Annotated in this window: 17 protein-coding genes; 15 read left to right on the forward strand and 2 right to left on the reverse strand. The window is 62.9% G+C overall.

Annotation, left to right across the window (positions count from 1 at the left end; translation table 11 throughout):
* Window positions 1–200 precede the first annotated feature (200 nt).
* The 4 genes from MMS95_RS15400 (at window position 201) to aroL (ending at window position 4,638) form a co-directional block, all read left to right on the forward strand.
* A complete protein-coding gene (locus tag MMS95_RS15400) occupies window positions 201–1,316 on the forward strand; it encodes an ABC transporter substrate-binding protein (RefSeq protein ID WP_242141899.1) in 1,116 nt (371 codons plus the stop codon).
* The gene (locus MMS95_RS15405) at window positions 1,309–3,432 is read left to right on the forward strand and encodes a TonB-dependent siderophore receptor (protein ID WP_242141901.1); all 2,124 of its coding nucleotides are present in this window, start codon (window positions 1,309–1,311) and stop codon (window positions 3,430–3,432) included. The genes MMS95_RS15400 and MMS95_RS15405 overlap by 8 nt, the downstream gene beginning before the upstream one ends.
* Window positions 3,433–3,485: 53 nt before the next feature.
* Window positions 3,486–4,004, forward strand: a complete 519-nt coding sequence (locus tag MMS95_RS15410) for a GNAT family N-acetyltransferase (RefSeq protein ID WP_004940503.1) — start codon at window positions 3,486–3,488, stop codon at window positions 4,002–4,004.
* 109 nt (window positions 4,005–4,113) lie between these two features.
* Window positions 4,114–4,638, forward strand: a complete 525-nt coding sequence (gene aroL, locus MMS95_RS15415; protein WP_033634031.1) for a shikimate kinase AroL — start codon at window positions 4,114–4,116, stop codon at window positions 4,636–4,638.
* 36 nt (window positions 4,639–4,674) lie between these two features.
* On the opposite strand, the gene MMS95_RS15420 is transcribed toward aroL, so the two are convergent.
* Entirely contained in the window at window positions 4,675–5,418 is a 744-nt protein-coding gene (locus tag MMS95_RS15420; RefSeq protein WP_242141903.1) for an AraC family transcriptional regulator, read from the reverse strand.
* Window positions 5,419–5,514: 96 nt separating this feature from the next.
* Between MMS95_RS15420 and MMS95_RS15425 the strand changes: the two genes are divergently transcribed.
* The 10 genes from MMS95_RS15425 (at window position 5,515) to ppnP (ending at window position 15,749) form a co-directional block, all read left to right on the forward strand.
* Window positions 5,515–5,919, forward strand: coding sequence for a nuclear transport factor 2 family protein (locus MMS95_RS15425; RefSeq protein WP_033634029.1), 405 nt, complete (start codon window positions 5,515–5,517; stop codon window positions 5,917–5,919).
* Window positions 5,920–5,966: 47 nt separating this feature from the next.
* Complete coding sequence (locus MMS95_RS15430; RefSeq protein ID WP_015376810.1) at window positions 5,967–6,167, forward strand: YaiA family protein; 201 nt, start codon at window positions 5,967–5,969, stop codon at window positions 6,165–6,167.
* Between the two features lie 147 nt (window positions 6,168–6,314).
* Complete coding sequence (locus MMS95_RS15435; RefSeq protein ID WP_033637263.1) at window positions 6,315–6,815, forward strand: RNA polymerase sigma factor; 501 nt, start codon at window positions 6,315–6,317, stop codon at window positions 6,813–6,815.
* A gap of 76 nt (window positions 6,816–6,891) precedes the next feature.
* Entirely contained in the window at window positions 6,892–7,845 is a 954-nt protein-coding gene (locus MMS95_RS15440; protein ID WP_242141905.1) for a FecR domain-containing protein, read from the forward strand.
* Window positions 7,846–8,001: 156 nt separating this feature from the next.
* The gene (locus MMS95_RS15445; protein ID WP_033634028.1) at window positions 8,002–10,689 is read left to right on the forward strand and encodes a TonB-dependent receptor; all 2,688 of its coding nucleotides are present in this window, start codon (window positions 8,002–8,004) and stop codon (window positions 10,687–10,689) included.
* Between the two features lie 78 nt (window positions 10,690–10,767).
* On the forward strand, window positions 10,768–11,334 hold the full coding sequence (locus MMS95_RS15450; RefSeq protein ID WP_004940479.1) for a heme acquisition protein HasA: 567 nt from the start codon (window positions 10,768–10,770) through the stop codon (window positions 11,332–11,334).
* 72 nt (window positions 11,335–11,406) lie between these two features.
* Window positions 11,407–13,185, forward strand: a complete 1,779-nt coding sequence (locus MMS95_RS15455; RefSeq protein WP_166444898.1) for a type I secretion system permease/ATPase — start codon at window positions 11,407–11,409, stop codon at window positions 13,183–13,185.
* A complete protein-coding gene (locus MMS95_RS15460; protein ID WP_004940475.1) occupies window positions 13,182–14,513 on the forward strand; it encodes an HlyD family type I secretion periplasmic adaptor subunit in 1,332 nt (443 codons plus the stop codon). The genes MMS95_RS15455 and MMS95_RS15460 overlap by 4 nt, the downstream gene beginning before the upstream one ends.
* Window positions 14,514–14,515: 2 nt before the next feature.
* A complete protein-coding gene (locus MMS95_RS15465; RefSeq protein ID WP_242141907.1) occupies window positions 14,516–15,307 on the forward strand; it encodes an energy transducer TonB in 792 nt (263 codons plus the stop codon).
* Between the two features lie 151 nt (window positions 15,308–15,458).
* Window positions 15,459–15,749 (forward strand): pyrimidine/purine nucleoside phosphorylase, encoded by a 291-nt coding sequence (gene ppnP / locus MMS95_RS15470; RefSeq protein WP_004940463.1) that lies wholly within the window; start codon window positions 15,459–15,461, stop codon window positions 15,747–15,749.
* Between the two features lie 65 nt (window positions 15,750–15,814).
* On the opposite strand, the gene rdgC is transcribed toward ppnP, so the two are convergent.
* Complete coding sequence (rdgC, locus tag MMS95_RS15475; protein ID WP_004940461.1) at window positions 15,815–16,726, reverse strand: recombination-associated protein RdgC; 912 nt, start codon at window positions 16,724–16,726, stop codon at window positions 15,815–15,817.
* Window positions 16,727–16,943: 217 nt separating this feature from the next.
* Between rdgC and mak the strand changes: the two genes are divergently transcribed.
* Entirely contained in the window at window positions 16,944–17,858 is a 915-nt protein-coding gene (gene mak, locus MMS95_RS15480) for a fructokinase (RefSeq protein WP_031300025.1), read from the forward strand.
* Window positions 17,859–17,908 lie beyond the last annotated feature (50 nt).

Below are 17,908 nucleotides of genomic sequence, written 5' to 3' on the forward strand. Positions count from 1 at the left end.
TGCTGTTTCCCCCTCCTATTTAACCGATTTTTCCGCCATTTTTTTAACTTTTTAAAGCCGCTATTTTAGCGGTTTTACGGTGTTTTACCGCGTGCCCGGCACCGTTTCCCGGATTTCTTTTGGCAATCGCGGCGTGGGATTGCAAGTGCTAATGAGAGTGATTATCATGCGCACACTATTTCCCCCGTTTCGGCTCAATCATGCGCAATTCCCTCATTTTACTGCTGCTTTCCCTGTGGTTCGGCATGTTCTCCGCCCAGGCGAAGACGGTGATCGATATCACCGGCCGCCAGGTCGCGGTGCCGGACAACCCGCAGCGCATCGTGGTGGGGGAGAGCCGCATGTTGTATACGCTGGCGCTGCTGGAGCCGGGCAACCCGGCGCAGCGCATCGTCGGCTGGCCGGCGGATCTGGCGCGCTTTGATGCGCAAAGCTGGCAGCTGTATACGCAGAAGTTTCCACAGATAGCCCAGATCCCCGTCATCAGCGGTAATAACTTTCGCCAGGTCAACATCGAAAGCCTGCTGCAGCTGAAGCCGGATCTGGTGATTCTGGCGCGCTACGCGCGTGAAGACGGCGACAACGATCTGCTGGTTTCCGCACTGAGCAAGGCCGGCGTGGCGGTGATCTACGTCGATCTGCGCATCGATCTGCTGAACAACACCGTGCCGAGCGTGCGGCTGCTGGGCGAAGTGCTCAATCGCCAGCAACGCGCCGAGCAGTTCATCGCGTTTTATCAGCAGCATATGACGGTGATCCGGCAACGGCTGGCGGGCTATCAGGGGCCGAAGCCCAAGGTGATGCTGCACCTGCATCTGGGGCGGCGCGACACCTGTTGCACCACCGCCGCGCACGGCAACCTCGGCGATCTGCTGACCTTCGCCGGCGGCGACAACATCGCCAACGCCAGCGTCAAAGGGGTGTATGGCGAGCTGAACCCGGAAACCATTCTGAGCGCCAATCCCGACGTGTACCTCGCCACCGGCATGGCTGGGCCGCAGGGCAAACGGCTGTCCGATCTGCGCCTCGGGCCGCAGGTCAGCCGACAAGAGGCCGCCGACAGCTTCCGCCAACTGATCGCCAAACAGCCGATGCTGGCCAGCCTGCAGGCGGTGAAAAACCACCGCGCCTGGAGCGTCTGGCACAACTTTTACCTCAGCCCGTACCATGTCGTGCTGGTCGAGATGTTCGCCAAAGCGTTTTACCCGGATCTGTTCGCCGACATCAACCCGCAGCAGACCTTCCAACAGTTGTATCAGCAGTTTTTGCCGTTACCTTTTTCAGGGACCTATTGGAGTCAGTTAGATAATGAATAACAACAAGCGCGGCTGGTGGTGCGCATTGCCTTTGGCAGCCTGCGCGACATCGCCGGCGTGGGCGGCGGAAAAAGCCGCGCCGCAGGAAGAGAGCCTGGTGGTGGTCGGCCGCAAAGACGCCGACGGCGTGCAGAGCTATCAGCCGTTGACCAGCGTCACCGGCACCCGCAGCGAAACCAACCTGCTGAACGTGCCGCAGGCGATCGACGTGGTGCCGCAACAGGTGATTACCGATCAGGCGGTCAGCAGCCTGGACGAAGCGCTGTACAACGTCAGCGGCATAACCCAGGCCAACACGCTGGGGGGCACCCAGGACGCGGTAATGAAACGCGGCTTCGGCGACAACCGCGACGGCTCCATTCTGCGCGATGGCGTGCGCTCGGTGCAGGCGCGCAACTTTACGCCGACCACCGAGCGGGTGGAGGTGCTCAAGGGGCCGGCCTCGATGCTGTACGGCATGGGCGAGCCGGGCGGGATGATCAACATGATCATCAAAAAACCCCAGCTGCAGCAGCATACCCACGTGGAAGGCTGGGGCAGCAGTTTCAACGGCGGCGGCGGCCAGCTCGACGTTACCGGGCCGCTCGGCACGTCGGGATTCGCCTATCGGATGATCGTCGATCACGATGAAACCGATTACTGGCGCAACTTTGGCCGCAATCGTCAGACGGTGATCGCGCCCTCGCTGATGTGGTACGGCGAGAACACCACCGTGCGGCTGGCCTACGAGCATATGGAATATCTGGTGCCGTTCGATCGCGGCACCATTATCGATTCGCGCACCGGCAAACCGGTGAATACGCCGCGCGATCGCCGTTTCGACGAGGCTTATAACGCCACCCGCGGCGATCAGGACAGCGTCACTCTGCAGATCGATCAAACGCTCAATGAGCGCTGGAAAAGCTCGCTGACCTACGCCTACAGCCGCAACAGCTACAGCGACAACCAGGCGCGCGCCACGGCGCTGGACCCGGAGAGCGGCGCATTGAGCCGCCAGGCCGACTCGACCGCCCATGCCGTCAGCCACGCCAACGCGGTGCAGCTGACGTTCAATGGTGATGTGGACTGGGGCAGCATCAACCACCAGATGCTGTTCGGCTTTGATTTTGAAGATAACCGTACCTACCGCGGCGACATGATCCGCGGTAAAAAGAACAGCGATTTCAATATTTATCATCCGGTATACGGCCTGATGCCGCCGTCGACCGCGGTCAGCGCCAAAGACAGCGACCAGCGGGAAAATCTCACCAGCTACGGCTGGTTTATGCAGGATTCCATCCAACTGACCGATAAATGGCTGGTGATGGGCGGGCTGCGCTACGACGCTTTCGACGTCTATGCCGGCAAGGGGCGGCCGTTCCAGACCAATACTGACAGCTCGGACGGCAAGCTGGTGCCGCGCGCCGGGGTGGTCTACAAGCTGACGCCTTACATGTCGCTGTACAGCAGCTATACCGAGTCGTTCAAGCCGAACTCTTCCATCGCCACCCAGATTGATTCGCTGCCGCCGGAGCAGGGCAAGTCGTGGGAAGTCGGCGGCAAGCTGGCGCTGCCGAACGGTGTTACCGGCACGTTGGCGCTGTTCGACATCACCAAGCGCAACGTGATGGTCAGTGAGCTGGTGGCGGGCGAAACCGTGACGCGCACCGCCGGACGCGTGCGTTCGCAGGGCGTGGAGCTGGACGTGGCCGGTAATCTCACCGACTCGCTGAGCCTGATCGGTTCCTATGCGTATACCGACGCACGGGTGGTGGACGATCCGGACAACAAGGGCAAAGAGATGACCAACGTGGCGCGCCACACCGCCTCGCTGTTCCTGACCCAGAACCTGGGCAGCCCGGGTCTCTACAGCGGCGATGAGGTGCGCATTGGCGCCGGTGCGCGCTACGTAGGGCACCGCCCGGGTGACGCTGCCAACAGTTTCTACCTGGATAACTACACCGTTGCCGATGCGTTCGCCGCTTACACCATGCCGATCAACGGCTATCGGGTGAAATGGCAACTGAACGTGAAGAACCTGTTCGATAAAACCTACTACCCGTCCAGCGGCGGCAATTTGCGCGTGGCGGTGGGGGAACCGCGTGAGGTGGTGCTGCGCGGCAGTGTCGATTTCTAAGCCACGGGCGGTGAAATTTGCTTAAATAACCGCCCCAACGTTAAGGAGAACCCATGAGCCTGCAGATTCGTTTGGCGCAGCAGCGGGATATCGCGCATCTGATGGCGGTTGAACGCTCGGCGGCGCAGTTGTTTCGCCAACAGCCGGAATGGCGCTTTATTGCCGAAGGCGAGGTGATGGCCCCGCAGCAGCATGCCGCGTTTATCGCCGAGCGCCGTGAATGGCTGGCGGAAAGCGACAACGGCGAGTGCGCCGGTTTCATCGCCGTGCTGGCTCAGGGGGAAGATTGGCACATCGCCGAATTGTCGGTCGCCGGCACCTGGCAGCGGCAGGGCGTCGGCCGCCGCTTGATCGGCGCGGTGGCGGAAGAGGCCAAACGGCAGGGTGCCGGCCGCCTGACGCTCACCACCTTCATTGAGGTGCCGTGGAATGCGCCTTACTACCGGCGGCTGGGATTCCGGCCGCTTGAGGGCGCGCAGCTCACGGCCGCCTTGCGGCGGCATCTGGATGAGGATCTGGCGCACGGCTTTGCCGTCGGCAGTCGCTGTGCCATGGAATTTACACTATCGTAAATATTGAAATACAGAGCGGGCAGGGTATGATGCTGCCACCACGCCATCGCACCCGCTCGGCATTTTGGTATGCAATGCACTCAAGTCACCGCATAAGGGACAACCCGTAATGACACAAACCCTGTTCATGATAGGCGCTCGCGGAGCCGGCAAGACCACGGTAGGCCACGCATTGGCGCTGGCGTTGGGCTATCAATTCGTCGATACCGATCTGTTTATGCAGCAGGCGGCGCAGATGAGCGTGGCGGAAATGGTCGAGCGCGAGGGTTGGCTGGGGTTCCGCCGCCGTGAGACCGTCGCGTTGCAAACCGTGACTAAGCCGTCAACTATAGTTGCCACCGGCGGCGGGGCGATCCTGGCGGAAGAGAATCGTCAGTTTATGCGCCAGCATGGCACCGTTATCTACCTGCGCGCGCCGGCCAGCGTGTTGGCGCAGCGGTTGGAAGAGTACCCGGAAGATGCGCAGCGCCCGACGCTCACCGGCAGGCCGATCGCCGAAGAGATGCGCGAGGTGCTGGCCGCGCGGGAAGCGCTGTATCAGGATGCCGCACATTACGTGATGGACGGCGCCGCCGATCCGCAGCGGGTGGTGGAACAAATCCTCGCGGTGCTGCCGCGTGAGACGGTGAAATAACCTTTTCTTCTCTTCGGGCGCTGTGCGCCCGTTTTTCTATTCCGTTTGCCGAGCGGCCGCAAAGTAGGCCCCGGGCGTGACGCCGAAGCGGCGGCGAAAGGCGGCGATATAGGCGCTGACGTTGTCATAGCCACAGGCGTCGGCCACCTCGCCAACCGCTTTGCCGCGTGATAACCCCTCCAGTGAACGCAATACCCGCGCCTGCTGGCGCCACAGCGCGAAGCTGATGCCGGTTTCCTGCAGAAAACGGCGGCTCAGGGTGCGCGGGCTGAGCCCGGCCCAGATGGCCCAGTCGCGCTGGCTGCGCGGGCTGGCGGGATCGTTCAGCAGCGCCCGGGCGATGTTCAGCAACCGGGCGTCCTGCGGCAGCGGCAATTGCAACGGCGCGCGGCTTGCCGCGTGCATTTCGTCCAGCAGCACCTGCAGCAGCCGCCGTTGCGGCGCACTCAGCGGGCCGGCGGGGAACTGCGCGATGCGCTCCACCAGGGCTTGCAATAACGCAGAGGCCGTGAACAGCTGCGGCAGCGGCGGCATCTCCGGCACGTTTTCCACCGGCAGATACAGGCTCCAGCCCGCCACGTCGCCACAGGCCAGCGCCTGATGGGCGCATCCCGGCGGCAGCCAGCCCAGCGTGCCGCCGGTGATCGCCCATTGCCGGCCCGGGAGTTCCATTGCCAGCATGCCGCGCGTCAAGAGATAGATCTGGCCGCCTTCGTGCCGGTGCCAGGGCGTCAGGTGCTTTTTTTCATGCTGAAGGCGTTGGCTGCGGATCTGCGTCATGTTGGCCGTTTAACGTTATTGAAAGTCTTGATGTGGTTATTATGCCATCGCCTGGCCGGGATAGGATCGCCGTTCACCCTATTTCGGAGAAATGTGATGACTCAACTCACCCCATTGAACCTGGTGCTCGATACGCTGCAGCAGGTGGTCGCCAGCCCGGAGCATCGGCCGACGCAGCTCGCCGCCCGTTTCAGCGCAGGGTACCGCCAGCAGGTGGATGGCAAGGTGCTGAACTTCGAGCAGTTTGAGCAGCATATGGCGCTGCTGAAGCGGCAAACTCGCCGCATGACGCTGAGCGTGATCGCGGCGGCGGAGCAGGGCGAGGCGGTGCTGACTCACCATCTGGTCGAGGTGGAAAAGCGTGACGGTTCCCGCTGCCGCGTGCGGGTGCTGGCGCACTTCACCGTGCGCGAAGGCCGCATTTGCGCCTGCGACGAATTGACCGAGCTGTTGGCGGGCCCCCCTGGCGATCGCGATCTCGGCTCGCGCGTGTCGGAATGAGGACGGCTGCTATACTTGCTACTGTGTGAAACACACGGGAGAACGGCATGCGCGAAAATGATCAACCTGCTTATCCACGGAGCGCCCGCGTCGTAGAGGTGTTTCGGGGGGACCCGAACCTGCATCTGCGCCGTTTTGAGGTGCGCACCGACGACATTGAGCCAAATACGCTGCTCAGTGAACATGAAACCGAGCAGGAAGCGCTCGACGCCAAGCACCGCTATGAAGACGAGGCGCTAGAGCACTGACCTGCAGCCCAGCGGAAACCGGCGCCAGGCCGGTTTCCTGTTTATCCCCCCCGCGTTAGCACATATTTCCCAGAACAATATTGATAATGATAATCATTTATGTGATTTTTATCGCCCCTATTGGGTGTTTCACTTCTGGGAAAAGAGATGTCCAATTCCGAGTTGCAGGCGCTGTTTCTGCGCCATATGCGGCCGCTGCAAGCCTATTTGAACGCCAAACTGCGCGACCCTCAGCTGGCCGCGGACTTGGCGCAGGAAAGTTTTACCCGCCTTACCGAGCAATATCCGCAGGGTAACATTCTCGATATCGAAGCCTACCTGTATAAAACCGCCAAAAACCTGATGCTCGACCATCTGCGCCAGCAGCAGCGGCGGCAGACCGAAGCGGTCGAAGACGACATTCTGGCGCAGTATCCCTCCGGTGAACCGGCGCTTGAACAACTGGCGATCGATAGCCAATTGCTGCAGCTGTTGCAGCAGGCGCTGGCGGGCATGCCGCCGCGCACGCAGCAGATTTTCCGCCTTAACCGGCTCGATGGCCTGACCCAGGCGCAGGTGGCGGCGCAGCTGGGCGTGTCGCTCAGCACGGTGGAAAAACACCTGGCCAGCGCGCTCGAGCGGCTGATGGCGCGGATGGAAGAACAATAATGGCAATTTTTTTACGGGTTTATCCGCGCTCAGACGTCTTAACCTATAACCAGAAAAAACAGAGGTCTATGCCATTATGAAACCGCTAACCGCACAGGTGCGACAGCAGGCGGCCGCCTGGGCCGTGAGCCTGGCCGAAGGGGCGCTGCCGGCCGATCGGCGGCGAGCGTTGGACGCCTGGCTGGCCGCCGATCCGCAGCATCCGGCGGCGCTGCGTCAGGCTCGCCTGCTGTGGACGACGCTGGGACAGCTGCCGCCTGAGCAGCGGCAGGCGTTACAACCGCAGGTGGCGACGCTGAAAACGTCATCCCATCGCAGGTGGCCCCGCTGGGCGGTGGCGGCGGCGGTGGCGATCGCCGTTTCCTTCGGCGTTTATCACGGGCCGGATCTATGGATTGGCATGCAGGCGGATTATCAAACCGTTCGCGGCGAGGTGCGCGAAGTTGCGTTGCCGGACGGCAGCCGGGTGGCGCTGGACAGCGGCAGCGCGATCGCACTGGCGTATTCCGCAGGCGAACGCAAGGTGCGGCTGCTTAGCGGCGCCGCCTATTTTGTCGTCGCGCCGTTGGGCGGGCCGGAAAGTCGCCCGTTCAGGGTGGAGGCGGAAAACGGCGTCACCCAGGCACTGGGCACCGAGTTCAGCGTGGCGCGCACCGAGCAGGGCGTCGACGTCAGCGTGCATCAGCACAGCGTGCGGGTAACGCTTGAGCGCGGTGAGCGTTCGCTGGTGGTCGCGCAACGCCAGGCGGCGCATTACCGCAACGGGCAGCTGCAGCTGACGCGGCAAACGGCCGGTGATGACGCCTGGCGGCGCGGCTGGCTGGTGATCGACCGCCAACCGCTGACGCAGGCGCTCGCGCAGCTCAACCGCTATCGCGAAACCCGCATCGTAGCGATCAATCCCGAACTCAGATCGCGTACGGTCAGCGGCGTGTTCGCGCTCAATAAACTCGACGACGGCGTCGGCGCCATTCGTCAGGAACTCTCCGCCCGCCAGCTGAATCTCCCCGGCATTACGCTGCTTTACTGAGCGGTGCAGGCGGGCCGGGATGCCCGTCTCGCCGCTATTTTCACTTTCTGTAAAAAATCTTTACGGGTTTTTGCCTCCCGGAACGTCCTTATGTTTAAACGATATTGATTTCCATTATCACTTGGTTTGACATTCTTTCGGGTGGAACACACACGCATGCTTATTCACAAGGGAACCACGCCGGCCGGCCGCTTGGCCACGGCGGTACGCGCCGCGCTGGCGGCGATGATGTTGACTCAGCCGGCTGTGGCGCTCGCCGTCCAGGCTGAGGCGAACGGTGCGCAGGCTGCACAGCAAAAGCATTTCAACATTGCGGCGCAGCCGCTGCAGAGCGCCATGTTGCGCTTCGCCGAGCAGGCCGGCATGCAGGTGTTTTTCGACGAGGTGAAGCTCGATGGCATGCAGGCGGCGGCGCTGAACGGCAGCATGAGCGTTGAACAGGGCCTGAGGCGCTTGATCGGCGGCAATCCGGTGGCTTTCCGCCTGCAGCCGCAGGGGCAGATCGTATTGAGCCGGCTGCCGACGGCGAACGGCGATGGCGGCGCGCTGGCGCTGGATAGCCTGACGGTGCTGGGCGCCGGCGGCATCAACGCCAACGATTGGGTTTACGACGAACCGCGCTCGGTCAGCGTCATCAGCCGCGAACAGATGGACAACCGCCCGGCGCGGCACGCGGCCGATATTCTGGAACAGACCACGGGGGCCTATTCTAGCGTCAGTCAGCAAGATCCGGCGCTGTCGGTCAACATCCGCGGCATACAAGACTATGGCCGGGTGAACATGAACATCGACGGCATGCGGCAGAATTTTCAAAAGAGCGGCCATGGCCAGCGTAACGGCACCATGTACATCGATTCTGAACTGCTGTCCGGCGTGACCATCGACAAGGGCACCAGCGGCGGTATGGGCAGCGCCGGCACGCTCGGCGGCATCGCCACCTTCAATACCGTCAGCGCGAGCGATTTCCTGGCGCCGGGCAAAGAGCTGGGCGGCAAGCTGCACGCCAGCACCGGCGATAACGGCACCCACTTCATCGGCAGCGGCATACTGGCATTGGGCAACGAAACCGGCGATATCCTGCTGGCCGCCAGCGAACGCCACCTCGGCGACTATTGGCCCGGCAACAAGGGCGACATCGGCAACATTCGCATCAATAACGACACCGGCAATTACGATCGCTACGCCGAGAGCATCAAGAACAACAAAATCCCCGACACCCATTACCGCATGCACTCGCGGCTGGCCAAGGTGGGCTGGAATCTGCCCGCCAACCAGCGCCTGCAGCTGAGTTATCTGCAGACCCAGACCGCATCGCCGATCGCCGGCACCTTGACTAACCTGGGCACTCGCCCGCCCTACGAACTGGGCTGGAAGCGCACCGGCTACACCGACGTGATGGCGCGCAACGCGGCGTTCGACTACAGCCTGGCGCCGGAAGACGTCGACTGGCTCGATTTTCAGGCCAAGCTGTATTACGTCGATACTCAGGATGACAGCGACACCTACAGCACCAGTTCGCTGCTGGACAACGGCTACGCGACGCGCACCCGCCTGCGTACCTATGGCGCACAGGCGCAAAACACCTCGCGCTTCAGCCTGGCGCCGGGGCATGACTTCCGCGCCAATTACGGGCTGGAGTTCTATTACGACAAAGCGACCAGCGACTCTTCCCGCCAAGGCATGGAAGGGGTGACGCCGGCCGGCAACCGTTCGGTAGCCAGCCTGTTCGCCAACCTGACCTATGACTACGACGGCTGGCTGACGTTGGAAGGTGGGCTGCGTTACGACCGCTATCGCCTGCGTGGCCAGACCGGCCTGAGCTACGCCGACTTCCCGTATACGGCGGAGAATCCCTGCAAACAGCTGCGGCTGCGCAACTGCCTGGCGACGACCACGCAGCAGGAGTGGAACGTCGATCGCGATCAGGGCAAGCTGTCGCCGACGCTGGCGCTGGCGGTGCGTCCCGGCGTGGAGTGGCTGGAGCTGTATACCACCTACGGCAAATCCTGGCGGCCGCCGGCGATCACCGAAACGCTGACCAACGGCAGCGCGCACAGCACCTCTACGCAATATCCCAACCCGTTCCTGCAGGCCGAGCGCTCGCGCGCCTGGGAAGTGGGGTTCAACGTGCAGCAGCCTGACCTGTGGTTTGAGGGCGATCGGTTGGCAGCCAAGGTGGCCTATTTCGACACCAAAGTGGATAACTACATCAACCTGGCGATTAACCGCGACAAGCCGGGGCTGGTGCAGCCGAGCATCGGCAACGCCGCCTACGTCAACAATCTGTCGAAAACCCGTTTCCGCGGGCTGGAGTACCAGCTCAACTATGACGCCGGGGTGTTCTACGCCGACCTGACCTACACCCACATGATCGGTAAAAACGAGTTTTGCTCCAGGAACGCCTGGCTGGGCAATCGCCTGCGTTACGGCGCCAACTCCCGGCCGGGCAATTTCTACGCGGAGCAGGATCCGACGGCGAATGACGCCGTGTCCTGCGACGGCGGCTCGCAGTTCGGCACCGCCGCTTACCTGCCGGGCGATCGCGGCTCGGTGACGCTGGGCGGCCGCGCTTTCGATCGCAAGCTGGACGCCGGGGTGACCGTGCGCTTCGCGCCGGGCTATCAGGACAGCTCGGTGCCGTCCAACTACCCGTATCTGGCCGACTGGCCGAAGTACACCCTGTTCGATCTGTACGCCAGCTACAAACTGACCGACAGCCTGACGCTGCGCGGCTCGGTGGAGAACCTGACCAACCGCGCCTACGTCGTCAGCTACGGCGAGACGCTGGCCAATACCCTGGGGCGCGGCCGCAGCGTGCAGGGCGGGGTGGAGTACCGTTTTTAAGCAGTAAAAGGGCGTTGCTCATCGTTGAGCACAGAGGTCGCCTCGCAAGGGGCGCCGTTCATCAATGGAGATAGAGAAATGGCATTTTCAGTCAACTATGACAGCAGTTTCGGCAGCTACAGCATCCATAACTATCTGAACGAGTGGGCGTCGTCGTTTGGCGATATCAACCACACCAACGGTAATGTCACCGACTCCAACAGCGGCGGTTTCTACGGCGGCAGCCTGTCCGGCAGCCAATATGCCGTGACCAGCACCGCCAACAACATCACCTCGTTCGTGGCGGGCGGCAACCTGACCTACACCCTGTTTAACGCACCGGCGCACACCCTGTACGGTCAACTGGATTCCCTGTCGTTCGGCGACGGCCTTAACGGCGGCGGCTCTACGCCGTACAACATCCAGGTGCCTGACGTCAGCTTCGGCGGCCTGAATCTCAGCAGCCTGCAGGCGCAGGGCCACGATGGCGTGGTGCACCAGGTGGTGTACGGCCTGATGTCCGGCGATACCGGCGCGCTGGAAACCGCGCTGAACGGCATCCTCGACGACTACGGTCTGAGCGTCAACTCCACCTTCGATCAGGTGGCGGCGGCGACGGCGGTGGGCGTGCAACACGCCGACAGCCCGGAATTGCTGGCGGCCTGATCGCGGCCGTTTGCCCGCCGGCGCCGTGTGCCCCGGCGGGCGTTTTCTCGTTTTTAGCCGATGGAAAACGCCATGAAAAACGCCGTCAGGCGCGGAGAAGTGATGAGCGTGCTGGCCGCATACCGGCGCGGATTTTGGGGCATTGCGCTGTTTACCGCAGTGATCAACCTGCTGATGCTGGCCCCGGCGCTGTATATGCTGCAGGTCTACGATCGCGTGTTGCCGTCGGGCAACCGCATGACGCTGGCGATGCTGACCCTGATGGTGGTCGGCCTTTACCTGTTTATGGGCCTGCTGGAGTGGGTGCGCAGCCAGGTGGTGATCCGCCTTGGCGCCCAGATGGATATGCGCCTCAATCAGCGAGTCTATGACGCCGCCTTCGAAACCAATTTGAAAACCGGCAACCCGCTGGCGGGGCAGGCATTGAACGATCTGACCAACCTGCGCCAGTTCGCCACCGGCAATGCGCTGTTCGCCTTTTTCGATGCCCCCTGGTTCCCGGTTTATCTGCTGGTGGTTTTTCTGCTCCACCCCTGGCTTGGCGCGTTGGCCAGCGCCGGGGTGATCGTGCTGGTGCTGCTGGCCTGGCTCAACCAGCGGGTGTCGCAGGCGCCGCTGGCGGAGGCCGGCCGCGTCGCGCTGAGCGCCACGCAGCAGGCCAACGGCAACCTGCGCAATGCCGAAGCCATCGCCGCCATGGGCATGTTGACCGACTTGCGCCTGCGCTGGCTGCGGCAGCATCAGCAGTTCCTGCTGCTGCAGAACCGCGCCAGCGAGAAAATCGCCGCGGTCACCGCCTGGTCGAAAACCGTGCGGCTGGCGCTGCAGTCGCTGATGTTGGGCTGCGGCGCGCTGCTGGCGGTCAACGGCGACATTACGCCGGGCATGATGATCGCCGGATCGATCCTGATCGGCAGGGTGCTGGGGCCGATCGATCAGCTGATCGGCGCCTGGAAGCAGTGGTCATCTGCGCGCCAGTCCTTGCAGCGGCTGGAGGTGATGCTGGCCGCTAACCCGCCACGAATACCGAGTCTGCCGCTGCCGGCACCCGGCGGTACATTGGTCGTGAATCAGTTGACCGCTAGTGCGCCAGGCGGCACGGCACCGGTGTTGCACGGCGTCAGTTTTCGCCTGGAGGCCGGCGAGGTGCTGGGCGTGATTGGCGCGTCCGGCTCCGGCAAAACCCTGCTGATGCGCCAACTGGTTGGCGCGCTGACGCCGCTCAGCGGCGACGTGCGGCTGGACGGTGCAGACATTCAGCAGTGGGACAAGCAACAACTCGGGCCGCATATCGGCTACTTGCCGCAGGATATCCAGCTGTTCGCCGGCACCCTGACGGATAACATCGCCCGCTTTGGGCAGGTCGACGCCGAGAAGGTGGTGGCCGCGGCGGCGCTGGCCGGCGTGCATCAGCTGATCCTGCATTTACCGAAAGGCTATGAGACCGAGCTGGGTGAAGGCGGCAGCGGCCTGTCCGGCGGCCAACGTCAGCGGGTGGCGCTGGCGCGCGCGCTGTATGGATCTCCGGCGCTGGTGGTGCTGGACGAACCGAACGCCAACCTCGATCGCGAAGGGGAAGGGGCGCTGCAGCGGGCGATCGAAGCGCTGAAGGCGCGCGGCACCACCATCGTGTTGGTGACCCATAAACCGGCGATCCTGGCGACCACCGACAAATTGCTGGTGCTGAGCGCCGGCCAGATACAGCACTTCGGCCCCAGCGACGCCATCCTGAAAAAACTGCCTGGTTTTGCGCCCGCCGCCGCACCGGCCAATGCCGGGCGCAGCAACGGCGGCTTCAACGTCAATTACGCCAACTTCGCCAAAACGGCCAGCGGTGAACGAAAAGTATGAGCAATCAGAGTGTGATCCCCGGCGATATCGACGCCCTTTCCCGGCAGTTCGACGAAGGCCGTTATCTGCGGCTGGGAGGCTGGCTGGTGCTGTTGGGGTTTGGCGGTTTCCTGCTGTGGGGGCTGTTGGCGCCGCTGGACAAAGGCGTGCCGGTTTCCGGCAGCGTGGTGGTGGCCGGCAACCGCAAGGCGGTGCAGCACCCGAGCGGCGGGGTGGTGTCGCAGATTCAGGTGCATGAGGGCGACCGGGTCCGCGCCGGGCAGGTGCTGTTGTTGATGGATACCGTCGACAGCCGCACCCAGCGCGATGCGCTGCGCAGCCAGCAGTTGAGCAACGCCGCGCAGCAGGCGCGGCTGCAAGCCGAGCGCGACGGTCTGCAAGCGATCGCTTTCCCGCCATCGCTGCAAACGCGGCGAGAAGAGCCGGAGGTGATGTCGCTGATGCTGCTGCAGCAACAGCTGTTCACCAGCCGCCGTGCGGCGCTGCAGAGCGAGCTGGCGGCGATCGCGGAAAGCATCGCCGGATCGCAGGCGATGTTGGAAGGGGTTCGGCAGTCTTACGCCAGCAAGCAACGGCAAAAGGCCATGCTGCAGGAGCAACTGGGCGGCATGCGCAAGCTGGCGGCGCAAGGGTATGTGGCGCGCAATCGGCTGCTGGATCTGGAGGGGCAGCATGCGCAGATCGACGGCCAGGCATCCGAGGACAGCGGCAATATCGGCCGTCTGGGGCGCCAGATCCTGGAGCTGAAACTGCGGGCGATCCAGCGGCGGGAGGAGTATCAAAAAGAGGTCAGCAGCCAATTGGCCGAGGTACGGATGAAGCTGGACGAGCTGGATAACCGCCTGGCCAAGGCGGAGGCCGATCTGGGGCATACGCAGGTGAAAGCGCCGGTGGCGGGCACCGTGGTGGGGTTGAGCGTGTTCACCGAAGGCGGCGTGATTGGCGCCGGTCAGCAACTGATGGAGATCGTGCCCAGCGATCGCGGGCTGCAGGTAGAAGCGCGCATCCCGGTCGAGTTGATCGATAAAGTGCAGGTGGGGTTGCCGGTCGAATTGTTGTTCTCGGCGTTCAACCAAAGCACCACGCCGCGCGTCGAGGGCGAAGTGACGCTGGTCGGGGCCGATCGCCTGACCGACGAGAAAAGCGGCGCGCCTTATTACAGCGTGCGCGCCAAGGTCAGCGAAGAAGGATTGCAACGCTTGAGCGGGTTGGAGATCCGCCCAGGGATGCCGGTCGAAGGCTTCATCCGCACCGGTGAGCGTTCGATGATGAACTATCTGTTCAAACCGCTGACCGATCGCCTCCATTTGGCGCTGACGGAAGAGTGAGCATGTCGGTTTCGCCGCTGCCTTTCGCCGCACCCGGCACCGCCATGCCCTGGCGCCGTTGTCTGGTGTTGGTGCTGGCGCTGCATCTGCTGGTTGCCGCGCTGCTTTGGCCTTGGCGAGACAAGGCCGAGCCGCCGTGGGTGCCGCCGCCGGCGGTGATGGTGCTGATGGCCGCCGCGCCGCAGGCCCCGGCCGAGGCGAAACAACCGCCGGGACAAAGGACGCCGCCGCCTCAGGTTGAACCGCCGGCGCCACTGGAGCCGTTGCCGCTAGTGAAAGCGCCTGACGCCGCGCAGCCGAACATCGCCGTGCCGCCGAAACAGAAAAAACCGCCTAAGCCGATGAAGAAAAACAACCTGCCCCGCACGCCGCCGCACGAGAGAATCATCGCGCCGCCGAAGGTTCAGGAACAAAGCGCCGGCGCGCCGCCGCCGGGTCGCGCGGATAAAACGGCCGCGCCGCAAACTCGCCTGACGCCCTATGCTCAGGCGGGGGAGGACAACTGGCGCAGCCGCATCAGCGGCCGCCTGAATCGCTTTAAGCGTTACCCCAAAGACGCACTGCGGCTGAAGCGCCAGGGCGTCGGGCAGGTGCGTTTCACGTTGGACAGACAGGGCCACGTGCTGGCGGTGACGCTGGTCAGCAGCGCCGGGCTACCGTCGCTGGATCGTGAAATCCAGGCGCTGGTCAAACGCGCTTCGCCGCTGCCCACGCCGCCGTCGGACGCCTACGTCAACGGCACGGTGGAATTGACGCTGCCGATCGATTTCAGTTTGCGCGGCGCGGGTTTTTGACGCGGTTGTTTCATGGCGATGGCCTGAGCGTGGCGCACGGAAACCTTTGCCTCTGCGCCGCGATCGCATTTCGCGCGAAAAACCAGTGACAGATCAACCGCAATCCCCCAATATGGATTTTCCATCAAGATGATTACGCGGGTGCCAGTCTATGCTGAAAGTGAATGAGTATTTTGCCGGAAAAGTGAAGTCTATCGGTTTTGACAGTAGCAGCATCGGTCTTACCAGCGTGGGTGTGATGGAAGAGGGCGAATACACCTTCTCCACCGCGCAGCCGGAAGAAATGACGGTGATCACCGGGGCGCTGAAAGTGCTGCTGCCGGGAGCGCCGGACTGGCAGGTGTTTACGCCGGGCGAGAAGTTCTTCGTGCCGGGGCACAGCGAGTTCAACCTGCAGGTGGCCGACGCCACCGCCTATCTGTGCCGCTACCTGAGCAAATAAACGTTGCTCGTTAGGGGAACGCAGGGCTCAGCGAAGGCTGGGCCCTGGTCGTTTCTGCGGCGGGATTAACGCTGGGCTTCGCCGCCGAGCGCTTCGATGGTGTTTTTGATCAACGCCGCCAGCTCGCTGGTCATCAGGATAAAGTCGGCGTCAAAGCGCTGGGCGAAGTCGTCGCGATCGATATCGTCGTTCTGCTCGCGCAGCGTGTCGGCGAACTTCAGGCGCTTGAGCGAACCGTCGTCCGACAGCATCAGCTGGATGCGCTCCTGCCAATCCACCGCCAGCTTGGTCACCAGCTTACCGGCTTCGATGTGCACCGCGATTTCGTCGCTGATCAGATTCTGTTTCTTGCAGCGGATCACGCCGCCTTCTTCCAGAATCGCTTTCAGTTCCGCTTCATCCTGAATGGCGAAGCCGGCCGGCATCTCACCGGAACGCACCCATTCGGTCAGCGTCAGTTCGATCGGGCTTTCCATGGTCAGCGGCACCACCGGCAGCGAGCCGAGGCTTTTGCGCAGCAGCGCCAGCGTGTCTTCAGCGCGTTTGGCGCTGGCGGCGTCGACCATGATCAGATCGTTGACGGTGTCTATCCACATGAAGGTCTGGTTGAAGCGGCTGAACGCGCGCGGCAGCAGGCTGTGCAGCACTTCATCCTTCAGCGCGTCCTTCTCGGTTTTCTTCAGTTTGCGGTGTTGCTCCGCCTCCAGGCGCTCAATCTTGGCCTGCAGCTCTTGCTTGATCACCGGCGACGGCAGGATTTTCTCTTCCTTGCGCGCGCAGATGACGATCTGGCCGTTGACCGCGTGCGTCAGCGCATCGCTGTGCGAGCCCATCGGGGAGACCCAGCCGGTCTTCGCCATGTCCTGGCTGCCGCACGGCGTGAAGGCGAACGCGCTGAGTTGTTTTTCCATTTCATCCGCGTTTAACGCCACTTCGCGGCTCAAACGGTAAACCATCAAATTCTTAAACCACAGCATAATGTTATCCCTGGCTGGGCGTGCGTTCGGCACGCTGATTCGTCAAAAGCAGGGCGGCATGATAACGAATTGACGCTGAAAAATCGCCCCATTCTCTCCGAATTGCGTCGCTTTGCGCACCGGGGAAGGACGGGACGGAGAATGGGAAACAGGTGATTCATTCGCGCGCTTACATTAGGCTGTGACAACGCTGCGCGGCATCGAGGAGAAAAAATACGTGCGCATTGGCATCGACTTGGGTGGAACGAAAATTGAAGTGATCGCGTTGGCGAATGACGGGCGGGAGCTGTTTCGCCATCGCATCGCCACGCCGCGCCATGACTACCGGCAAACCCTGGCGGCGATCGCCGGGCTGGTGAAACTGGCGGAGGATCATACCGGCGAACGAGGATCGGTCGGGATCGGCATTCCCGGCACGCTGTCGCCGTTTACCGGGCGAGTAAAGAACGCCAACTCGGTGTGGCTCAACGGTCAGCCGCTGGATAAGGATCTGTCGGCCTTGCTGGCGCGCGAGGTGCGCATCGCCAACGACGCCAACTGCCTGGCGGTGTCGGAAGCCACCGATGGCGCCGGCGCCGGCGCGAAAACCGTGTTTGCGGTCATCATCGGCACCGGCTGCGGCGCCGGCGTGGCGCTGAACGGCCAGGCGCATGCCGGCGGCAATGGCATCGCCGGCGAATGGGGGCACAATCCGCTGCCGTGGCAGGATGACGATGAGCTGCGCTACGCCCGCGAAGTGCCGTGCTACTGCGGCAAGCCGGGCTGCATCGAAACCTTTATTTCTGGCACCGGTTTCGCCACCGACTATGCGCGCCTGAGCGGCAATGCGCTGCAAGGGCATGAGATCATGGCGCTGAGCGAGCGGGGCGATGCGTTGGCGGAGCAGGCGATTGGCCGCTACGAAATGCGATTGGCGAAATCGCTGGCGCACGTGATCAACATGCTGGATCCGGACGTGGTAGTGCTCGGCGGCGGCATGAGCAACGTGGATCGTCTGTATCGCACGGTGCCGCAACTGGTGAAAGGCTGGGTGTTCGGCGGCGAGTGTGAAACGCCGATCCGCAAGGCGGTTCACGGCGATTCCAGCGGCGTGCGCGGTGCGGCCTGGCTGTGGCCGCAACAGCAGCGCTAAGCGTTGCAACAAAGCGCGAGGCTGCTCGCGCTTTAAACCCTTCACTGTAC

Source organism: Serratia sp. PGPR-27 (genome assembly GCF_022678525.1).
Classification (GTDB): domain Bacteria; phylum Pseudomonadota; class Gammaproteobacteria; order Enterobacterales; family Enterobacteriaceae; genus Serratia; species Serratia nematodiphila.